At 65.8% G+C, this 17631-nt stretch carries 16 protein-coding genes and 1 riboswitch; of the genes, 12 read left to right on the top strand and 4 right to left on the bottom strand.

The genetic code is table 11. From position 1 onward, the window contains the following. Positions 1–35: 35 nt before the first annotated feature. Entirely contained in the window at positions 36–470 is a 435-nt protein-coding gene (locus BLX41_RS02085) for a rhodanese-like domain-containing protein (RefSeq protein ID WP_123723572.1), read from the bottom strand. Positions 471–573: 103 nt separating this feature from the next. On the opposite strand from BLX41_RS02085, the gene ftrA reads away from it, so the two are divergent. Further along, on the top strand, positions 574–1542 hold the full coding sequence (gene ftrA, locus BLX41_RS02080) for a transcriptional regulator FtrA (protein WP_123723571.1): 969 nt from the start codon (positions 574–576) through the stop codon (positions 1540–1542). A gap of 151 nt (positions 1543–1693) precedes the next feature. Here the strand turns inward: ftrA and cobF are convergent, their stop codons facing one another. Both cobF and BLX41_RS02070 read right to left on the bottom strand, forming a co-directional pair. Beyond that, entirely contained in the window at positions 1694–2455 is a 762-nt protein-coding gene (gene cobF, locus BLX41_RS02075) for a precorrin-6A synthase (deacetylating) (RefSeq protein ID WP_123723570.1), read from the bottom strand. A gap of 88 nt (positions 2456–2543) precedes the next feature. Next, complete coding sequence (locus tag BLX41_RS02070) at positions 2544–3107, bottom strand: histidine phosphatase family protein (protein ID WP_123723569.1); 564 nt, start codon at positions 3105–3107, stop codon at positions 2544–2546. Positions 3108–3320: 213 nt separating this feature from the next. Between BLX41_RS02070 and BLX41_RS02065 the strand changes: the two genes are divergently transcribed. The 11 genes from BLX41_RS02065 to BLX41_RS02015 all read left to right on the top strand — a co-directional run bounded on the left by BLX41_RS02065 (position 3321) and on the right by BLX41_RS02015 (position 17183). Continuing rightward, entirely contained in the window at positions 3321–5318 is a 1998-nt protein-coding gene (locus tag BLX41_RS02065) for a bifunctional diguanylate cyclase/phosphodiesterase (RefSeq protein WP_123723568.1), read from the top strand. Positions 5319–5759: 441 nt separating this feature from the next. Further along, positions 5760–6614, top strand: coding sequence for a MurR/RpiR family transcriptional regulator (locus BLX41_RS02060; protein WP_123723567.1), 855 nt, complete (start codon positions 5760–5762; stop codon positions 6612–6614). Between the two features lie 2 nt (positions 6615–6616). Further along, on the top strand, positions 6617–7261 hold the full coding sequence (locus BLX41_RS02055; RefSeq protein WP_123723566.1) for a cysteine hydrolase family protein: 645 nt from the start codon (positions 6617–6619) through the stop codon (positions 7259–7261). Then, positions 7258–8613 carry a glutamine synthetase family protein gene (locus BLX41_RS02050; protein WP_123723565.1) on the top strand — a complete coding sequence of 452 codons (1356 nt, stop codon included), beginning with the start codon at positions 7258–7260 and terminating at the stop codon, positions 8611–8613. The genes BLX41_RS02055 and BLX41_RS02050 overlap by 4 nt, the downstream gene beginning before the upstream one ends. Then, a complete protein-coding gene (locus BLX41_RS02045; protein ID WP_123723564.1) occupies positions 8597–9349 on the top strand; it encodes an N-formylglutamate amidohydrolase in 753 nt (250 codons plus the stop codon). Before BLX41_RS02050 ends, BLX41_RS02045 begins: the two co-directional genes overlap by 17 nt. 183 nt (positions 9350–9532) lie before the next feature. Then, on the top strand, positions 9533–10882 hold the full coding sequence (locus tag BLX41_RS02040; RefSeq protein WP_123723563.1) for an APC family permease: 1350 nt from the start codon (positions 9533–9535) through the stop codon (positions 10880–10882). 173 nt (positions 10883–11055) lie between these two features. After that, complete coding sequence (locus BLX41_RS02035; protein ID WP_123723562.1) at positions 11056–12072, top strand: arginine N-succinyltransferase; 1017 nt, start codon at positions 11056–11058, stop codon at positions 12070–12072. Between the two features lie 49 nt (positions 12073–12121). Next, a complete protein-coding gene (locus BLX41_RS02030) occupies positions 12122–13195 on the top strand; it encodes an arginine N-succinyltransferase (protein WP_123723561.1) in 1074 nt (357 codons plus the stop codon). A 33-nt stretch (positions 13196–13228) separates the two neighbouring features. After that, positions 13229–13431, top strand: a riboswitch (cobalamin riboswitch). Between the two features lie 152 nt (positions 13432–13583). After that, positions 13584–15506 (top strand): TonB-dependent receptor plug domain-containing protein, encoded by a 1923-nt coding sequence (locus tag BLX41_RS02025; protein ID WP_259744337.1) that lies wholly within the window; start codon positions 13584–13586, stop codon positions 15504–15506. Between the two features lie 11 nt (positions 15507–15517). Beyond that, positions 15518–16270, top strand: a complete 753-nt coding sequence (locus BLX41_RS02020) for a (2Fe-2S) ferredoxin domain-containing protein (RefSeq protein ID WP_123723559.1) — start codon at positions 15518–15520, stop codon at positions 16268–16270. Then, positions 16263–17183 carry an ABC transporter substrate-binding protein gene (locus BLX41_RS02015; protein WP_123723558.1) on the top strand — a complete coding sequence of 307 codons (921 nt, stop codon included), beginning with the start codon at positions 16263–16265 and terminating at the stop codon, positions 17181–17183. The genes BLX41_RS02020 and BLX41_RS02015 overlap by 8 nt, the downstream gene beginning before the upstream one ends. A 184-nt stretch (positions 17184–17367) precedes the next feature. On the opposite strand, the gene BLX41_RS34210 is transcribed toward BLX41_RS02015, so the two are convergent. After that, positions 17368–17631: diguanylate cyclase (locus tag BLX41_RS34210; protein WP_259744328.1), on the bottom strand; the 264-nt coding region annotated here is incomplete at its 5' end.

Genomic DNA, 17631 nt, shown 5'->3' with positions numbered 1-17631 from the left:
GGCAGCCTCAGGCCGCCGCCAGCGCAGTTGCCCCTTCAGCAGGCGCAGGACAGATCCGCTCCCTCGCGGCGCGGTTGCCCGGTGCTGAGCTGGAAGCCCTCATCGAGCCAGCCGGTGACACCGCCGATCATCTCCTTGACCGGGTATTCCAGGGCCGCCAGCTTGACCGCCGCCTTGTTCGCGCCATTGCAGTGGGGGCCGGCGCAATACACCACGAACAAGGTGTCGCGAGGATAACCGGCCAGGTGTTCGGCGCTGAGCAAGCGCCCGGGCAGATTGATCGCCCCGGGGACATGGCCACGGGCAAAGGCTTCGGGGCCACGCACATCCACCAGGACAAAATCCACTTCACCGGCCTCCTGACTGCTGTGGACGTCGGAACAGTCGGTTTCAAAGGTCAGGCGGTTGCAAAAATGCATCAGGGCAATGGCCGAAGGGGCGGCGGCAGTGCTACGGACCAGGCTGGTCATGGGCGTCTCCAGAAACTCGCGACTAAGGTGGGAAGGACTTTATAGGCCCTGCCCCAGCGCGCTAAAGTGGCGCCCCGGACACTGACTGGTAACTTTCCGCCAAATGCACAATCCTCCCGGTTTGGTCGCGATCCTGGCCTACGACGGCCTTTGCACCTTCGAATTCGGCATTGCCGTGGAAATCTTCGGCCTGGCCCGGCCGGAGTTCGATTTTCCCTGGTATGAGCACTGCATTGTCGCCGTGGACCCGGGGCCGATGCGCGCGGCGGGCGGTATCCGGATACTGGCCGATGGCGGCCTGGAACGGCTGGAACAGGCCCGGACCATCATCATTCCCGGCTGGCGCAACCGCGACGAGGCGCCGCCGCCCGAGCTGATGGCAGCCCTGCGCCGGGCCTACCATCGCGGCGCGCGGCTGCTGTCGATCTGCTCGGGGGTGTTCGCCCTGGCGGCCAGCGGCCTGCTCAACGGCCTGGGCGCCACCACCCACTGGCGCTACACCCAAGAGCTGGCCGAGCGCTTCCCGGACATCTCGGTGGACCCGGACGTGCTCTATGTGGACGCCGGCCAACTGATCACGTCTGCCGGCAGCGCCGCCGGAATCGATGCCTGCCTGCACCTGGTGGCCCGGGACTTCGGCACCCAGGTGGCCAACAGCGTGGCCCGGCGCCTGGTGATGTCGCCCCAGCGTACCGGCGGCCAGGCCCAGTTCATTCCGGCCCCGGTCAGCCGCACCCCGCGCAGCGACCTGTCGCGGGTCATGCAATGGGCTCGGGAACGCCTGCATGAACCGCTGGCGGTGAGCGACCTGGCGGCCCGGGCGCTGATGAGCGAACGCACCTTCTTGCGACGCTTCAGCGACGCCACCGGCGCCTCGCCCAAGGCCTGGCTGCAGCATGAGCGACTGGCCCGGGCCCGAGAACTGCTGGAAAGCGGCAGCGAGACCACGGAAAGCATCGCCCTGCGTTGCGGTTATCGTTCGGTGGAAAGTTTTCGCGTGGCCTTTCGCAGCCTGGTGGGCCTGCCGCCCTCGACCTACCGCGAGCGCTTCGGGCAAAAATCCCCCCCGTAGGAGCCGGCTTGCCGGCGCAGAACACGACGTTCATCCGGTGGTGTCCATCCCGGCCTCTTCGCGGGCAAGCCCGCTTCTACGGGAAAAGAGGGAGACCCCGCTGCCGGCGAAGAACACCACGCTTATCCGGCGGCGCCCATCCGGCCGCTGCCTAAGGCTCCGGTTTGCGCAGGAGGTAGGTGTCCATGATCCAGCCATGCGCCTCGCGCGCTTGGCGACGAATCCGCTGGATGTCGTCGGCGACCTCGTCGAGCCGCCCGGCAATGAGGATCTCGTCCGCCGTGCCCAGATAAGCGCCCCAGTAGATATCCAGGTCCTGATTGCGCAGCTGACGGTAGGAATCCTCGGCGTCGAGCATCACCACCCGGCTGTCGGCATCACCGGACTGCCCCGCCGCCAGGCGCCGCCCGGTGGTGATTTCCACTGAGCGGCCAATACGGTTCAACGCCACCTTGTGTTGCGCCGCCAGGGCCTGGACGCTGGTGATGCCGGGGATCACCTGATACTCGAACTGCGCTGCACCACTGGCCAGGATCTGCTGCAGGATGCGCAGGGTGCTGTCATACAGCGCCGGGTCGCCCCAAGCGAGGAAGGCGCCGGTCTCGCCCTCCGCCAGCTCCTCGTTGATCAGGCGCTCGAAGATCTGCTGCTTGTCCTGGTTCAGGGCCTGGACACTGGCCCGGTAGTCCACATCGCCGCGCTGGCGTTCCGGGGTCCGGGCTTCGACGAAGCGATAAGGTCGTTCGGTAAGGTAGCGCTGGCACAGTTCGCGCCGCAGATCGATCAGCGAATCCTTGCTCGGCCCCTTGTCCATCAGGAACACCACGTCACTGCGGTTCAGCGCCTTGATCGCCTGGATGGTGATGAAGTCGGGGTTGCCGGCGCCGATGCCGATGACCAGGAGGGTTTTCATGGGGGTCAGGTTCTCGCTGCTGTGCCAGGGGGCAAGTATGAGCGGCTTTGGCGCCCGGAGAAATGCCCCGAACGCCCTGCACCGATCCTCAGTCGCGGCCATCCAGGCGCAAGCGCCAGCGACCGGCATGGCTGAGGTCGATCCGCGACAGGGGCTCGATATCCAGCAGATTGAAACTGGCCAGGGGCGCCTGCAGCAATTGCAGGAGCACCGCACGCATGACAAAGGGATGGGTCACCGCCAACCAGTGCCCCGGGCGCTGGGCCATCAGCTCCAGCCACTGCGCCACCCGCTGGCACAACTCGGCGACCGACTCACCTCCCGGCGGGGCGCTGTGAGGGTCCTCCAGCCAGGCCTGCAAGGCTTGCGGTTGCTGGCGTTGCAGGTCGCCGATACGCATCCCCCGCCAGGCACCGAAGTCACAGTCGCGCAAGGCTTCCTGCACGTGCGGCGCCGCACTGAACAGCGCCGCCGTCTGACAGGTTCGCCGTTCCGGCCCGCAGAGCACCTGCAGGTTGTGGCTGAACTGCACCGCCCGGCTCAGGGCCTGGGCCTGCCAATCCATTTCCACGGCTTCGTCCAGGGGAAAACGCCCCAGCCTCTGGGCGGCGGTACGGGCGTGGCAGATCAGGGTCAAACGGGTGGCCGGCAAGGGGCTATCTCGACAAAGGACAAGCAAGGTTGAGGCAGGGGTTTTAGCACAGCGACAGGCCAGATTCCCAGTAAGAGGCATATGGAAAATTCTTCATCAACTCAAGAAAAACCCGAGCACCAAACAGGAAACAACTTGTAGGCCGCCAAAGCACGACACCTTTATCCTCCGCGACGTTTCCACGCTTCAACTCGAATCAGGTACCTCGACACCATGCACAGCGGTATGTGGGAGCTCTTGTCTCTCGACCTTGCGCTCAACGCCTCGCTCCTGCCGATCGTCCTGCTGCAATACGTTGCCCTGGTGGGGATCTTCAGCATCCTGCTGATGCTGCGTCAGGACGCCCAGCGCCTGATCAAGTCGAAAAAGATCCTGCTGGGGTTGATCCTGGGCTCCAGCAACGCCGTTTTGATCGCCCTCGCCTCCGGGTTCATGCAGGCCCCGGTGAAGATTTTCCTGAGCAGCGACATGTTGTTTCTCGCCGGCTTGCTGGGGGGCTGGTGGGGCGGCATGACCTGCCTGGCCCTGGTGGCTCTGGCTCGCTACTGCATTGCCGGCGCCGAGCAGTTCGAAGAGGCACTGTTGAGTTTTGGCCTGGTGACCCTGGGGGGCATGCTGCTCCATCGCTGGTTCGAGACCCGCGACCTGTGTGCCCTGAGCCTGAAGGAAGTACTGCTGGTGATCCTGGTACGACTCGGCGCCGCCATTGTCCCGATGCAGATCATCGACTGGATGGACGCAATCAGCTCCAGCATCACCGCGCAACTGCTGTCCCTGCGGCTGAGTTCGACCCTGCTCTCCCTGCCCATGATCATCCTGATACTCGCCATGCTGCATCGCGAAGCGCGCTACCAGCAGGCCCAGCACAGCCTGCTGCAACAGGCCCTGACCGATCCGACCACCCAACTGCCGAATCGACGCGCCCTGCGCAACCACCTCGACCAACTGCTGGAGCACAGCGAAGAGCCGCGTGCTCCCCACACCCTGATCGTGATCAACATCAGCAACCTCAAGGACCTGGTCGCCATCCACGGCCATGACTGGACCGACCAGTTGCTGATCTCCCTGGCGCAAGAGTTCAGCAGCGGGACGTCCAGCCATGCCCTGCAAGCCAATGCCGCCCCCCGCTCCTTCATGTTCTCGGACCTGAGCCTGGCACTGGTCGTACCGCATCGTTCCATCCAACAGGTCGAAGACTCGGCGCTGCTCGCCACCCTGCAGATGACCTTGCAGGCCGGCCTGCCCAGCGACGGCAGCCTGTCGCCCAAGCTGCAGTTCTGCGTGATCGATGCTTGCGCCGGGGGCAGCGCCAACGCCACCTTGCGCAACATCAGCCTGGCCCTGCAGGACTGCAGCCAGCCGGTGCGTTACCTGCACCAGTCGCTGATCGAACAGGCCCAGAGCAACGAACGCATTCGCCAGCAACTGCTGGAGTGGGTGCGCTCCAACAACCCGCCGCTGTGTTACCAGCCGAAGTTCTGCCTGAAGCAGCGCACGATCATCGGCGCCGAAGCCCTGTTGCGGGCCCAGGACGACCAGGGCGCAACGATTTCACCCTTGCTGATTCTGGAAGTGATCCGCCACCACGACCTGCAGCAAGCCTTCGAATGGGCGACGATCGAAGCGGTGATCCGCGACGCCCGGCACTACATCGATGCCGGACTCAAGGGACCGCTGGCGGTGAACGTCTCCTCCTCGACCCTGAGCGATGCCAACTTTGCCGTCCTGCTGATCCGGCGCCTCAAGGAAGCCGCTCTTCCCGGCGCTCGCCTGACCCTGGAACTGACCGAGAACACCCTGCTGCAAGACACCCGGCAAGTGGCCCACAACATGCTCCTGCTCAAGGATCACGGCGTGGGACTGTCCCTTGACGACTTCGGCACCGGCTACTCGGCCCTGAGCATCCTGGCCAAGTACCCCTTCAGCGAAGTGAAGATCGATCACTCGATGATTTCCCTGCTGCACTATGAGCGGATGCGCACCGCAGTCTCCATCGCCCAGGAGAGCGCGCGCCTGTACCAGGCGACACTGACGGCCGAAGGGGTCGAAACCCAGGAGCAGATCGATATTCTCCAGAGCATTGGCATCCGCTGCGCCCAGGGCTACTTCTTCTCCCCGGCGGTGCCCCTGGCCACACTGATCGAACTGGGGAGCGGTGCTACAAAGGGAACCGCTCACGCTCGACCGCTCGACCGCGCGGATGAAGCCTGAGCGCCGAGCGGACGTTTTTCGCCCACCGCCTCGTCGGCCACCCTGCTGATCAGTTCCCGCGCCTGCGATGGCCAACTACCCCACCTCCCCCGTAGGAGCCGGCTTGCCGGAGAAGAGGCCCGCAAGCCATGCAGCGCCCCGGCCGACGCCGTCGCTGGCAAGCCAGCTCCTACGAGGGGAGGAGCAAGGTCACCGCCTGGCTCTTGATGGTGATCTTGATCTGAACGCTCCGTTAACCACGATGGCCGAAGTGAGGGAGTGACTCGCTGCAAGAGAGAAACCCCCTGCCCCCCGCTGCAACGGATATGCCCCCCGTCTCCCGCCCCATTTCCGGGCATTTTGCCATCATGGAAAATTTCACTAGACATGTAGCGTCCATTACATAAATATCATTTCGACATTTTATGAAATAAAAACGACATTCAGCTTCCAAGGCAGCCGATGCCCTCTCTCAGAGACCTGATCACCGACCCCGCCCTCGACCTGACGCCTTCAGAGCGCAAAGTCGTGCGCGCCCTGCTCGACCACTACCCGCGCAACGGACTGGGGCCCATGTCACGCCTGGCGGAACACGCCGGGGTCAGCGACCCGACCATCGTGCGGTTGGTGAAGAAACTCGGCTTCAGCGGCTACGGCGAATTCCAGGAAGCCCTGCTCAGCGACATGGACGACCGCCTGCGTTCCCCCAGCACCCTGCTGCGCCCACGAGCGCAAGTGGCACAGGGCGATACCTGGGGCCGCTACCTGGCGGACAGCCAGCGCGCCCTGCAAGACACCCTGGCCCTGACCCAACCCGAAGACATCCGCGTGCTCATGGACTGGCTGCTGGACAGCCGGCATTCGGTGTACTGCTTCGGCGGCCGTTTCAGCAGCTTCCTGGCCCATTACCTGTTCAACCACCTGCGGCTGATGCGTGCCGGCTGTTTTTTGCTTGAAGACAACGCCCAACTGCCGGACCGCCTGTTCGATGTACAGCGCCAGGACCTGGTGCTGCTGTTCGACTACCGCCGCTACCAGTCCCAGGCCATGCGGGTCGCCAGCGCGGTCAAGGCACGCAACGCGCGGGTGGTGCTGTTCACCGATATCTATGCCTCGCCGCTGCGGGAACTGGCGGACCTGGTCATCAGTGCCCCGGTGGAGTCCCTGTCGCCATTCGACACCCTGGTGCCGGCGCTGGCCCAGGTCGAGGCGCTGATCGCCTGCCTGACCCCGCGCAGCGCCCATCTTGATCAACGCCTGGAGGGCATCGACGCCCTGCGGGCGCAATTCGATACCCATGTGCTGGAGGAGAAATAAGGATGTTCAGCCTGCCCCACCGTTCGCCCCGGGACCTGCCCTTCGTTGTCGATCACACTGCCCTGCTGCTGGTGGACATGCAGCGCGCCTGGCTCGAACCGCAGTTCGATCCGCACCTGCAAGGTCCCGAGGGCGAGGCCTTTCTCAAGCGTGCCCGGGAGCAGGTGATCCCCAACCAGCAACGCCTCCTGGCGGCGGTGCGCGAAGCACGGCAAAACGTGCTGCACACCATTATCGAAAGCCTGACCGCCGACGGCCGTGACCGCTCCCTGGACCACAAACTGTCGGACATGCACCTGCCCAAGGGCAGTCCCCAGGCGGCGATCATCGACGAACTGGCGCCGGTGGAAAACGAAATCGTCCTGCCCAAGACCTCTTCCGGGGTGTTCAACTCCACCAACATCGACTACGTGCTGCGCAACCTGGAAACCCGCCACCTGATCATCGCCGGGATCGTCACCGACCAGTGCGTGGACATGGCGGTGCGCGACGCCGCCGACCGCGGCTACCTGGTGACCCTGGTGGAAGATGCCTGCGCCACCTACGGCGATACCCGGCACCAGGCTTGCCTCAACGCGATCAAGGGCTACTGCTGGATCACCGACACCGACACCGTGCTCGGCCGCCTGCGGGAGATCCGCGGATGAGCCGCGGCCAGGGCATCGAGGCCCTGACTCCGCTGGCCATGACCAGCATCGTCACCACCGACCTGATCGGCGTCACCCGGGGCCGCGCCTTTCCCAGCGACGAGCTGGAGCGCTACAAGGCCGGCGGCTGTGGCTGGGTGCCGGCCAACAGCGCCCTGACGCCCCAGGACCTGATCGCCGAGGACAACCCCTGGGGCGCCTATGGCGATCTGCGGCTGATTCCCGACCTGGACAGCCGGGTCACTGTCGGCGCCGGGCCGGATGCCACGGCCGCACCCCTGGACTTCATTCACGCCGACATCTGCGAGACTGATGGCCGGCCCTGGGCCGCCTGCCCGCGCACCCTGCTGCGCAACGAGGTGCAGCGCTACCGTGAACTGGGCATCCAGATCACCGCCGCCTTCGAGCACGAGTTCAACCTCGACAGCGGCATCGCTCAGCGCGAGCACCTGGCCTTCTCCCTCGAGGCCCAGCGCCAGGGCGCGGCCTTCGGTGGCTGGCTGCTGGCGGCATTGCGGGCGGCCGGTGTCGAACCGGAAATGTTCCTCCCCGAATACGGCAAACAGCAATACGAGATCACCTGCCGCCCGACCCAGGGCCTGGCCGCCGCCGACCGCGCGGTGAACGTGCGCGAGATCACCCGGGAGATTGCCCGGCAACTGGGACAACGGGTCAGCTTCGCCCCCAAGACCGCGGCGGACGCGGTGTGCAACGGGGTGCACCTGCACCTGAGCCTGCAGGACCTGGACGGCACGCCATTGCTCTACGACCCCCTGGCGGTCAGCGGCGACGACCTGTCGCGGCTGGGCCAGCGCTGGGCCGCCGGGGTGCTCAAGCACCTGCCGGCACTGTGCGCCTTTACCGCGCCGACGCCGCTGTCCTATGAGCGCCTGCAACCCCATCACTGGAGCGCCTCCTATGCCTGCCTGGGCCTGCGCAACCGCGAAGCCTCGCTGCGCATCTGCCCCACCGTGGACATCGGCGGCAAGCCCGTGGCGCCGCAGTACAACCTGGAATTCCGTGCCCTGGACGCCACCGCCTCGCCACACCTGGCCATGGCCGTGATCCTGATCGCCGGACGCCTGGGCATTGAACAGAAGCTGCCCCTCAACGCGGTGACCGACAAGGTCCCCGACGAGCTGAGCACCGAACAGCGCCTGGCCAGCGGCATCGTGCCCCTGCCCGGCACCCTGACCCAGGCCCTGGAATGCCTGCGCAGCAACACGGAGTTGCTGCAGACCCTGCCGCCGGAGCTGCTGAGCACCTATTTCGCCGTCAAACAAAAGGAAGTGTCCCTGACCGAGCACCTGACCGCTGCCGATCTCTGTGAGCACTATGGACACCTGTACTAAATCCGCCGAGCTGGGGTTCTACACCGAGCCGGCCTATCGCCTGTTCCGCGAAGACTCCACGCATCCGCTGATCCTGGTGTGCGAACACGCCAGCCACTACATTCCACCGGCCCTGCACGACCTGGGCCTGGACCCGGTGGCGGCCCGGGAGCATATCGCCTGGGACCCGGGCGCCCTGGAACTGGCCCAAAGCCTGTCCCGGGCCCTGGGCGCGACCCTGATCGCGGCCAATTACTCGCGCCTGCTGATCGACCTGAACCGGCCGCGGCATGCCCCCGACAGCATCCCGCTGCAAAGCGAGATCTATCAGGTGCCGGGCAACCAGCACCTGGACGAGGCCACCCGCGAGTACCGCCGCCAGCAACTGTTCACGCCTTTCCACCAGCGTCTGCAGCGGATCATCGACCGGCGCCTGGCCGAGGGCCGCGAGGTGCGCGTGGTGGGGATTCACAGCTTCACCCCGATCTACTACAGCCAGCCCCGCTCGCTGGAAGTCGGCGTGCTGTATGGCAGTGCCACGGCCTACGCCGCGCGAATACTGGAAGGTTTGTGGACCCTGCCGATAAAGGTGGCGGGCAACCAGCCTTACGAGATCAACCCCTTGAGCGACATGACCGTGCCGGTGCACGGTGATGCCCGGGGCCTGGAATCGGTACTGATCGAGGTGCGCAACGACCTGCTGCGCAGCCCCGAAGCAGTGCAGCACTGGAGCGACTGTCTGGCGCCACTGCTGTAACGGATATTGAAAGGCGCTTGAACGCAACAAAGGCTATTTGCAGGACAGGTAGAACAACAAGAAAAACCGCTGTGGTGTGTCTTTAACCCTGCCAGGTTCAAACACAGACCGGCGCACGAGGCGTCAATGAGACCCTCGCCGCCGGATGCGCCCACTTACATTGGCTACAAGGAGAACTGCTTCATGGAGATTGAAGAATTCGGCTACAAACAGGAGCTCAAGCGCGGGCTGAGCCTGCGCGACCTGGTGGTCTACGGGATGATTTTCATGATCCCCATCGCCCCGTTCGGGGTCTATGGCTACGTCAACCAGGAAGCCCCGGGCATGGTGCCCCTGGCCTACATCATCGGCATGGTGGCGATGGTCTTCACCGCCCTGAGCTACGGCGCCATGGCCCGCGCCTTCCCCATCGCCGGCTCGGTCTACTCCTATGCCCAGCGCGGCCTCAATCCCCATGTGGGCTTTCTCGCCGGCTGGCTGATGCTCCTGGACTACCTGCTGATCCCGCCGCTGCTCTACGTCTACGCGGCCATGGCCCTCAACCACCTGTACCCGGAAGTGCCCAAGGTCGGCTTTATCCTGGCGTTCCTGGTCAGCGCCACCTTCGTCAACCTGCGAGGCATCACCTTCACCGCGCGGATGAACATCCTGTTCCTGCTGGCGCAACTGGTGGTCCTGGGGATCTTCCTGTTCTACGCCTGGAACGCCCTGCACGGCGGCACCGGCAACGGCCAACTGACCCTGGCGCCGCTGTACAGCCCGGAAAACTTCCACTTCGGCATGCTGATGCAGGGCGTCTCGATTGCGGTGCTGTCGTTCCTGGGCTTTGACGCCATCTCGACCCTGGCCGAAGAGGTCAAGGGCGACCCGGGCCGCAGCGTCGGCCGCGCCGCCCTGATCACCCTGGTGGTGATGGGGGCGATCTTCGTGGTGCAGACCTGGATCGCCACGGATCTGGCCGCCGGCATGGGCTTCAAGTCCGCCGACACCGCCTTCTATGAAATCGCCGAACTGGCTGCCGGCAGCTGGCTGGCGACCCTCACCGGGGTGGCCACGGCGTTGGCCTGGGGCGTAGCAGTGGCCATCACCTCGCAAGCCGCGGTGTCGCGCCTGCTGTTCGGCATGGCCCGGGACGGCAAGCTGCCCAAGGTGCTGGCCAAGGTCCACCCGAAACACAACACCCCGCACATCAGCATTTACCTGGTGGCGGTGCTGTCGCTGCTGATCTGCTACCTGTTCATCAACTCGGTGGACACCTTGACCTCGCTGGTCAACTTCGGCGCCCTGAGCGGCTTCATGCTGCTGCACATCACCGTGATCAATTTCTACTGGCGCCGGCAGAAATCCGGCCAGGTGGTGCGTCACCTGATCTGCCCGGTGATCGGCTTCGTGATCGTCAGCGCCATCATGTACAACATGGGCGTGGATGCGCAGAAACTCGGCGCCATCTGGATAGTCGCCGGGCTGGTCTACCTGTTCCTGCTGAACAAGCTGGGCAGCGGTGCCGCCCTGCCCGATCCGCTTAAACCCTAAGTGACTTCCCTGCGGCGCCGGATGGCGTCGCGCTTCCCCCCGAGGCAGCCGCCAAGAGCCGCCCGGGGACAGGCCGCCGGATGCCGTGGCCGTGGAACTGCGTGGTAACCGACAGTGATGTCTGGCCAATGTTCGCCCCCGGGGCGAGCGGCCCTTGATACAGGAGTGCACCCATGCTGGCCTTGCGTCCCGTGGCGTTATTCGATCTGCCCCAACTGCGGCGCCTGGCCCGCGAACGCCTGCTGGGCGTAACGTCCCTGGTAGATGACGAAACCTGCCTGCGGGAAAAGATCCTCGACTCCCTGGCGTCCTTCGCCAAGGCCGAGGCCAGCCAGGGCCCGGAGAACTACTTTCTGGTGCTCGAGGACCCTGCCAGCGGCCTGCTCCACGGCTGCTCGGACATTCTCGCCACGGCGGGCTTTGCCGCGCCGTTCTACAGCCTGCGCAACCGGCCCTTCATCAGCAGCTCCAGGGAGCTGAACATCGAGCACGGGGTGCCGACCCTGTCCCTGTGCCAGGACCTCAGTGAACAGACCCTGCTGCGCAGCTTCCATGTGGACCCGGCGTTGTCGGGTACACCCCTGGCACAACTGACGTCCCGGGCGCGGCTGCTGTTCATGGCCGCCCACCCCCAGCGTTTTGCCGAGAGCACCATCAGCGAGATCGTCGGCTACAGCAACGCCGCCGGCCAATCGCCGTTCTGGGAGGCGGTGGGCCAGCACTTCTTCGACCTGCCCTACATCGAGGCCGAACGCCTGTGCGCCCTGCAGGGCCGGGGCTTTCTGGCCGAACTCATGCCCCAGTACCCGCTGTACATCCCGATGCTGCCGCCGTCGGCCCAGGACTGCATCGGACGGATTCACCCCGATGCGCGCGAGGCCTGCGACATCCTGGTCGACGAGGGTTTCGCGCCTACTCAGTATGTGGATCTGTTCGATGCCGGGCCAACCCTGCAGGCGCGTAATAGCCAGTTACGCTCGATCGTTCAGAGCCGGGTCGCGATCAGTCATCTCAGCCCCCAGAGCGGCCGCGGTCGCCACTGGTTGCTGAGCAATGATCGGCTGCAGGGATTTCGCGCCATTGTCGCGCCTCTGGATGAAGCCCCGGGGGACGTGGTCGGACTCGACCTGTCGATGCTCCAGGCCCTGCAATTGACACCGGGCGAACCGGTACGGGGAATCGCGTTATGAGTTGCCCGCTGTTGCTGCGCTGTCCGGGACCGCTGCAAGGAGTCCGCCGATGATCGTCCGTCCGATCCGCGTCACCGATCTGCCGGGGGTGCTGGCCTTGCTGGAAGGCAGCTGTCGCGAGTTGAACAACCTCTCCACCGACCCCGAGCGCCTGGCCCATCGCTTGCGCTGGGCTCAGCGCACCTTCGCCAGCCAGGTGGAGCGGGCCGATGCCGACTACCTGTTCGTGCTGGAGGACGACGACCAGCAAGTCATCGGCATCTGCGGCCTGAGCGGCGCCATCGGCCTGCGCGAGCCCTGCTACAACTACCGGGTCGGCATCACCCGTGGCAGAGCCCCGGGGCTGGGCATCGACAAAGAGATCCCGACCCTGTTCCTGTGCAACGAGATGACCGGGCAATCCCAGCTGTGCTCGCTGTTTCTACGGCGCGACCAGCGCCAGGGCTACACCGGCCGCCTGCTGTCCACCGCACGCTTGCTGTTCGTCGCCGAGCACCCGGCGCTGTTCGGCGACAAGCTGGTGGCAGAACTGCGTGGCCAGCTCGACAGCCAGGGCTGCTCGCCGTTCTGGGACAGCCTGGGGCGACACTTCTTCAAGATGGACTTCCAGCAGGCCAATCGCCTGTCCAGCCATGGCAGCAAATCCTTCATTGCCGAGCTGATGCCGCGCCAGCCGCTGTACACCTGCCTGCTCAGCCCACAGGCCCAGGCGGCCATCGGCCAGGCCCACCAGAGCACCGAGCAGGCGGTGAACATCCTGCGCGACGAAGGCTTCAGCCATCAGGGCTGCATCGATATCTTCGACGGCGGGCCGCTGATCGAGGCCGAAGTGGCGAAGATCCGCAGCGTGCGCGAAAGCCAGACCCTGCCCTTGCTGGTGGGCCGCCCGGACGAACAGGCGCCGGTGTGGCTGATTCACAACCGCCGCCTGGAAAGCTGCCGCATCACCGCCGCCCCTGGGCGCCTGGTTTCGGGCTGCCTGCTGGTGGACCGCCTGACCGCCAAACGCCTGCAACTGCAGCCAGGGGACTCGGTACGCGCTGTGCCACTGTTGGCCTGCCCGGCGCGGCCTCTGGGCCCGTCCGGAATCGCCCTCGCGCCTGGCGCCGCCCTGCCCCTGTAGCCACGAGATTGACGAACGCCTGGGCGAGTGTTCATATGCCGCCCAGTTTCAGGTGTCTCATGCCGCCGTGCATGAGGTGAAACGGGAAACCGGTGCGCCCCTCCAGGGCCAGTCCGGTGCTGCCCCCGCAACGGTAAGCGAGTGCTGCATTCAAACCGCCACTGTACCCAAGGTATGGGAAGGCGAATGCCGCCAGACTCGCAAGCCCGGAGACCGGCCTGGAACTTCTGTTTGGCAATCCTGCGGTGGGCGGGCATGGGCCGGTATGGTCGCGTGCCTGTGGCCGATACCCTCTCCTGCGTGCTTCCCGAAGACACTTTCGAGAAGACCAACAATGACAACACCTGACTCTTTGCTTGCACGCGACTGGCGTGCACCTCGCCGCACCATGAGCGGCGCCCTGCTCGGCTGCCTGTTCAGCCCCCTGCTGCTGGCGGAGGACAGCCCCCTGACGCTGGACCGGCAATTTGTTTCCGCCCCCTCGGTGGAGTCCACCACGGTGGCCGAGATGGCCAGGTACGGCAGCAAGGTGGAGATCATCGATCGCCAGCAGATCGAACGCGCCGGCCCCAGCAGCGACATCACCCGGGTCCTGCAGATGTACGTGCCCGGCCTCTACGTCGCGCCGAAAAACGGCCCCTTCGACTACGGCACCTATTCCCTGCTGGGGGGACGCAACGACGACACCCTGATCCTGCTGGACGGTGTGCGCCTGAACAACCGCCTGTACGGCGGCCTGTACCTGGACACCTTGCCGGCCAATGCCATCGAGCGCATCGAAGTGCTCAAGGGCGGCCAGAGCCTGCTGTTCGGCACCCAGGCGGTGTCCGGGGTGATCAACATCGTCACCCGCAGCCCCCAGACCCGCGACACCTCCGGCGAGGTCAACCTGGGCCTGGACAGTTTCATGGGCCAGAGCGGCGATGCCCGGGTGGAACGGATTCTTCGCAACGGCTTGGGCGACCTGGGCCTGCTGGCCTATGTCAGCCACAACGTTTCCGATGGCTACCAGCCCTATCGCAACAGCGCCTACAGCGCCAGCACCCGGGACAAGAAACGCGCCTATGAAGTGACCACCTTCGGCGCCAAGGCGATCCAGGGCTTTGCCGACGATTCGCGCCTGGAACTGTTCTACCAGTACAGCGATGCCAACCTGGATTTCGCCCGCCCGGTGAACAACAAGAAGACCACCAACGACCGCATCCAGCAGATCGCCACCGCGACCTTCGAGCAGCGCCTGAGCGAGCGCTTCAGCTACTTCGTCAAGGGCCATGTCAATGACTGGGACACGCGCTACACCAAGATCGACAGCCTGAAAGACGGCAGCCTGGTGACCAAAAACCGCAACGACTACTGGGGCTTCACCGACTGGGGCGTGCAGGCCGAAGGCAAGGCCGAGCTGGACGGCGGCCATGTGCTGGTGTTCGGCACCGACAACCAGTGGTTCAAGGGCCAGGACGATGTGCTCAAGATCGACAATAACCGGGCCCAGGCCAATGCCCTGTACACCCAGTTGCGACCGGTGTTCGCGGCCCTGCCCGACTGGCACCCGAGCCTGGGCATCCGCCACGAGAAGATGAGCGGCGGCGAGAGCGCCACCGTGGGCATGCTCACCTCGCTGTACGACCTCAATGCCCATTGGCAACTGCGCGGCCAGTACGGCAGCGCCTTCAAGCTGCCCAATGCCGAGCAGCTGTTCGTCAACGAGGACTACGAACAAGGCAACCGCAACCTCAAGCCGGAAAAGAGCCTGAATGCCGAGCTCGGCCTGGACTACAAGGGCCGCCTGCTGGCCGGCGAGTTCAACGCCAGCGTCACCGCCTTCCAGCGCAAGATCGACGACCTGATCGCCCTCGATGGCATCCACTGGGTCAATGGCGAGGGGCGGATCAAGGTGCGCGGCATGGAGGTCGACGGCCGCTGGCAGTTCAGCCCGCAGTGGAACCTCAGCGCCGACATGACCCGCAATCTGCCGGAGTCGCGCAACGGCGTGACCCTGAGCAATATCCCCGGCTTCTTCGCCCGCTCGCGGCTGGGCTACGAGTCGGTGGATCATCAGTGGGGCGTGGGGGGAGCGATCCGCTACATCGGCCAGATCGACAGCGCGAAGAAGGTCGACTACGGCCACTACTCGGTGGTCGACGCCGATGCCTATCGCTACCTCGACAGGGCCCAGCAACATCGCCTGAGCCTGCTGGTGGAGAACCTGTTCGACCGCAACTACACCACCAGCATGACCAGCAGCTCGCCGGCGGTGGACAACCTCGGCCGGCCCTTCACTACCGAAGTGCGCTACACCTACCGCTTCTGAGGCCCATCGACATGCACAAGGACTATCAACGGGTGCTGTTCGTTGGCCCCGGCCTGCACGGCGGCGCCCTGGGCGAGGCCTTTGGCCGGGAGCTGCAGGCGCTGCGCAGCGATGACGCCGGCACCCGGGTGATCGACACCCTGGACGGTTTCGACAGCCTCTGGGCCGCCCTCGAGGAACCCTTGCCCGAGGACGGCGCGGCGCTGCTGGTGGTGGACCTGGAGCCCAGCTCCGACAGTGCCTACCTGGACTGGCTGCGCGATGAACTGGGACGCCTGGCCCGGGCCCACCCCCAGGCGCCGCAGCTGTGGATCACCGCCCAGGCCCTGGGCCGTCGCGGGCTGGATGCGGCGCTGGCCTGCGCCAGCATCGCCCAGCGCGAACGGCACCTGCCCTGCGATCAGGTCAACGCCGTGGCCAGCGACCCGGACTGGTCCCGGGTGCCGCCCCATGCCCGGCAGGTGTTCCTCTGCACCGGCCCGCGCTGCGTGCGCCGTGGTGCCCTGGCGCTGTGGAAGACCCTGCGCCGTGAACTGCTGCGCCTTGAACACATGGAAACCCCCGGCGGCGTGCTGCTGACCCGCACCGCCTGCCAGTTCCCCTGCAACCTGGGGCCGGTGCTGACCGTGCACCCCGATGGCTGCTGGTACCGGGTCAGCGACGACAGCCAGGTCGTGCGCCTGGTGCAAGGGCACCTGGTGGCGGGTGAGCCGGTGCAGGACCTGCTGATTCCCTCGCCCTATGCGGGGGTGGCGGATGCCTAGGAAAATCCTCGGCCTCCTGCTATGGCTGGCGACCGGCCCGGCCCTGGCGGCCAGCTACGACAACTGCGGCAAGACCTGGACAGTCGAGGACCCTCCCCGGCGCATCGTTGCCCTCAACCAGCACAGCGCCGACCTGCTGCTGGCCCTGGGCGCCGGGCCGGCGATGATCGGCGTCGCCTACCTGGACGACGACGGTCAGGCCCAGGCCCGGGGGCAATACCACGGCGTGCCGGTGATCGCCCGGCAATACCCGTCGGCAGAGGTGCTCTACAGCCTGAAGCCCGACCTGGTGGTGGGCGGCTTCGCTTCGGCGTTTCCCGACAACTTCAGCTCCCGGGAACGCCTGGGGGGCATCGGCGTCGGCAGCTACCTGCTGGAGTCGGCCTGCGCCGGGCATGATGAGGACTACTTCGGGCATATCCGTCGTGACCTGCTGACCCTGGGCCGGCTGTTGCATCAGCCCGCCCGGGCCGAGCGACTGATCGCGGCCATGGACGCCGATCTTGCCGCGGCAGCGGCCTTGTACCGGGGCCGCGACACGCCGGCGGTGTTCTACCTGGACAGCGAGGTCAACGGCCTCGCCAGCCAGGGCCGGCGCGGTTTTGTCGGGGTATTGCTGCAGGCCGCCGGCGCCCGCAACAGCTTCGCCGCCATCGACCGCCCGCGCCTGACGGTAGACAGCGAAACCCTGCTGAGCAACGACCCGGACGTGCTGCTCCTGGCGGATGCCCTGTGGTCACCGGCCACGCGCAAACGCCGGCTGCTGCAGCGTGACCCGGTGCTGTCGCGGCTGCGGGCGGTGCGCCAGGACCGGCTGATCGACATCCCCTTCACCCAACTGGTACCGGGCATCGCCAGCGGCCGCACCGCACTGGAACTGGCCCGACGCCTGCACCCCGACACCCTCCCGTAGGAGCCGGCTTGCCGGCGAAGCGAGCACCGCCCATCCCCGCGGCGTGCCCCCCGACGCCTTCGCGGGCCAGCCCGCTCCTACCAACCGCAGCACCGTAGGAGCCGGCTTGCCGGCGAACGGAACACCGCCAACCCCGCGGCGTGCCCCCGACGCTTTCGCGGGCCAGCCCGACAAGAGGCAGACATTACAGAGGATTCAACACCCTGCGCGAAGGCAGCTCCGGCGGATGGCAGGTGACGTTGTTGCGACCGCCGGTCTTAGCGGCATACAAGGCCTGATCGGCATCATTCAACCAACCCATGGCGTCCTCGTGCACGGGATTGAACGCCGCCAGGCCGATGCTCAGGCTCACCTGCAACGTCGGACTCTGTTCGTAACCCAGGGCCGCAAAGCGCCCGCGCAAGGCTTCCATCAGGTCGGCGGCATGCTCCAGCGGCACGTCCGGCAG

This window comes from Pseudomonas protegens (assembly GCF_003732485.1).
Lineage (GTDB): Bacteria > Pseudomonadota > Gammaproteobacteria > Pseudomonadales > Pseudomonadaceae > Aquipseudomonas > Aquipseudomonas protegens_B.
This window is presented reverse-complemented; position numbering and strand designations above follow the sequence as displayed.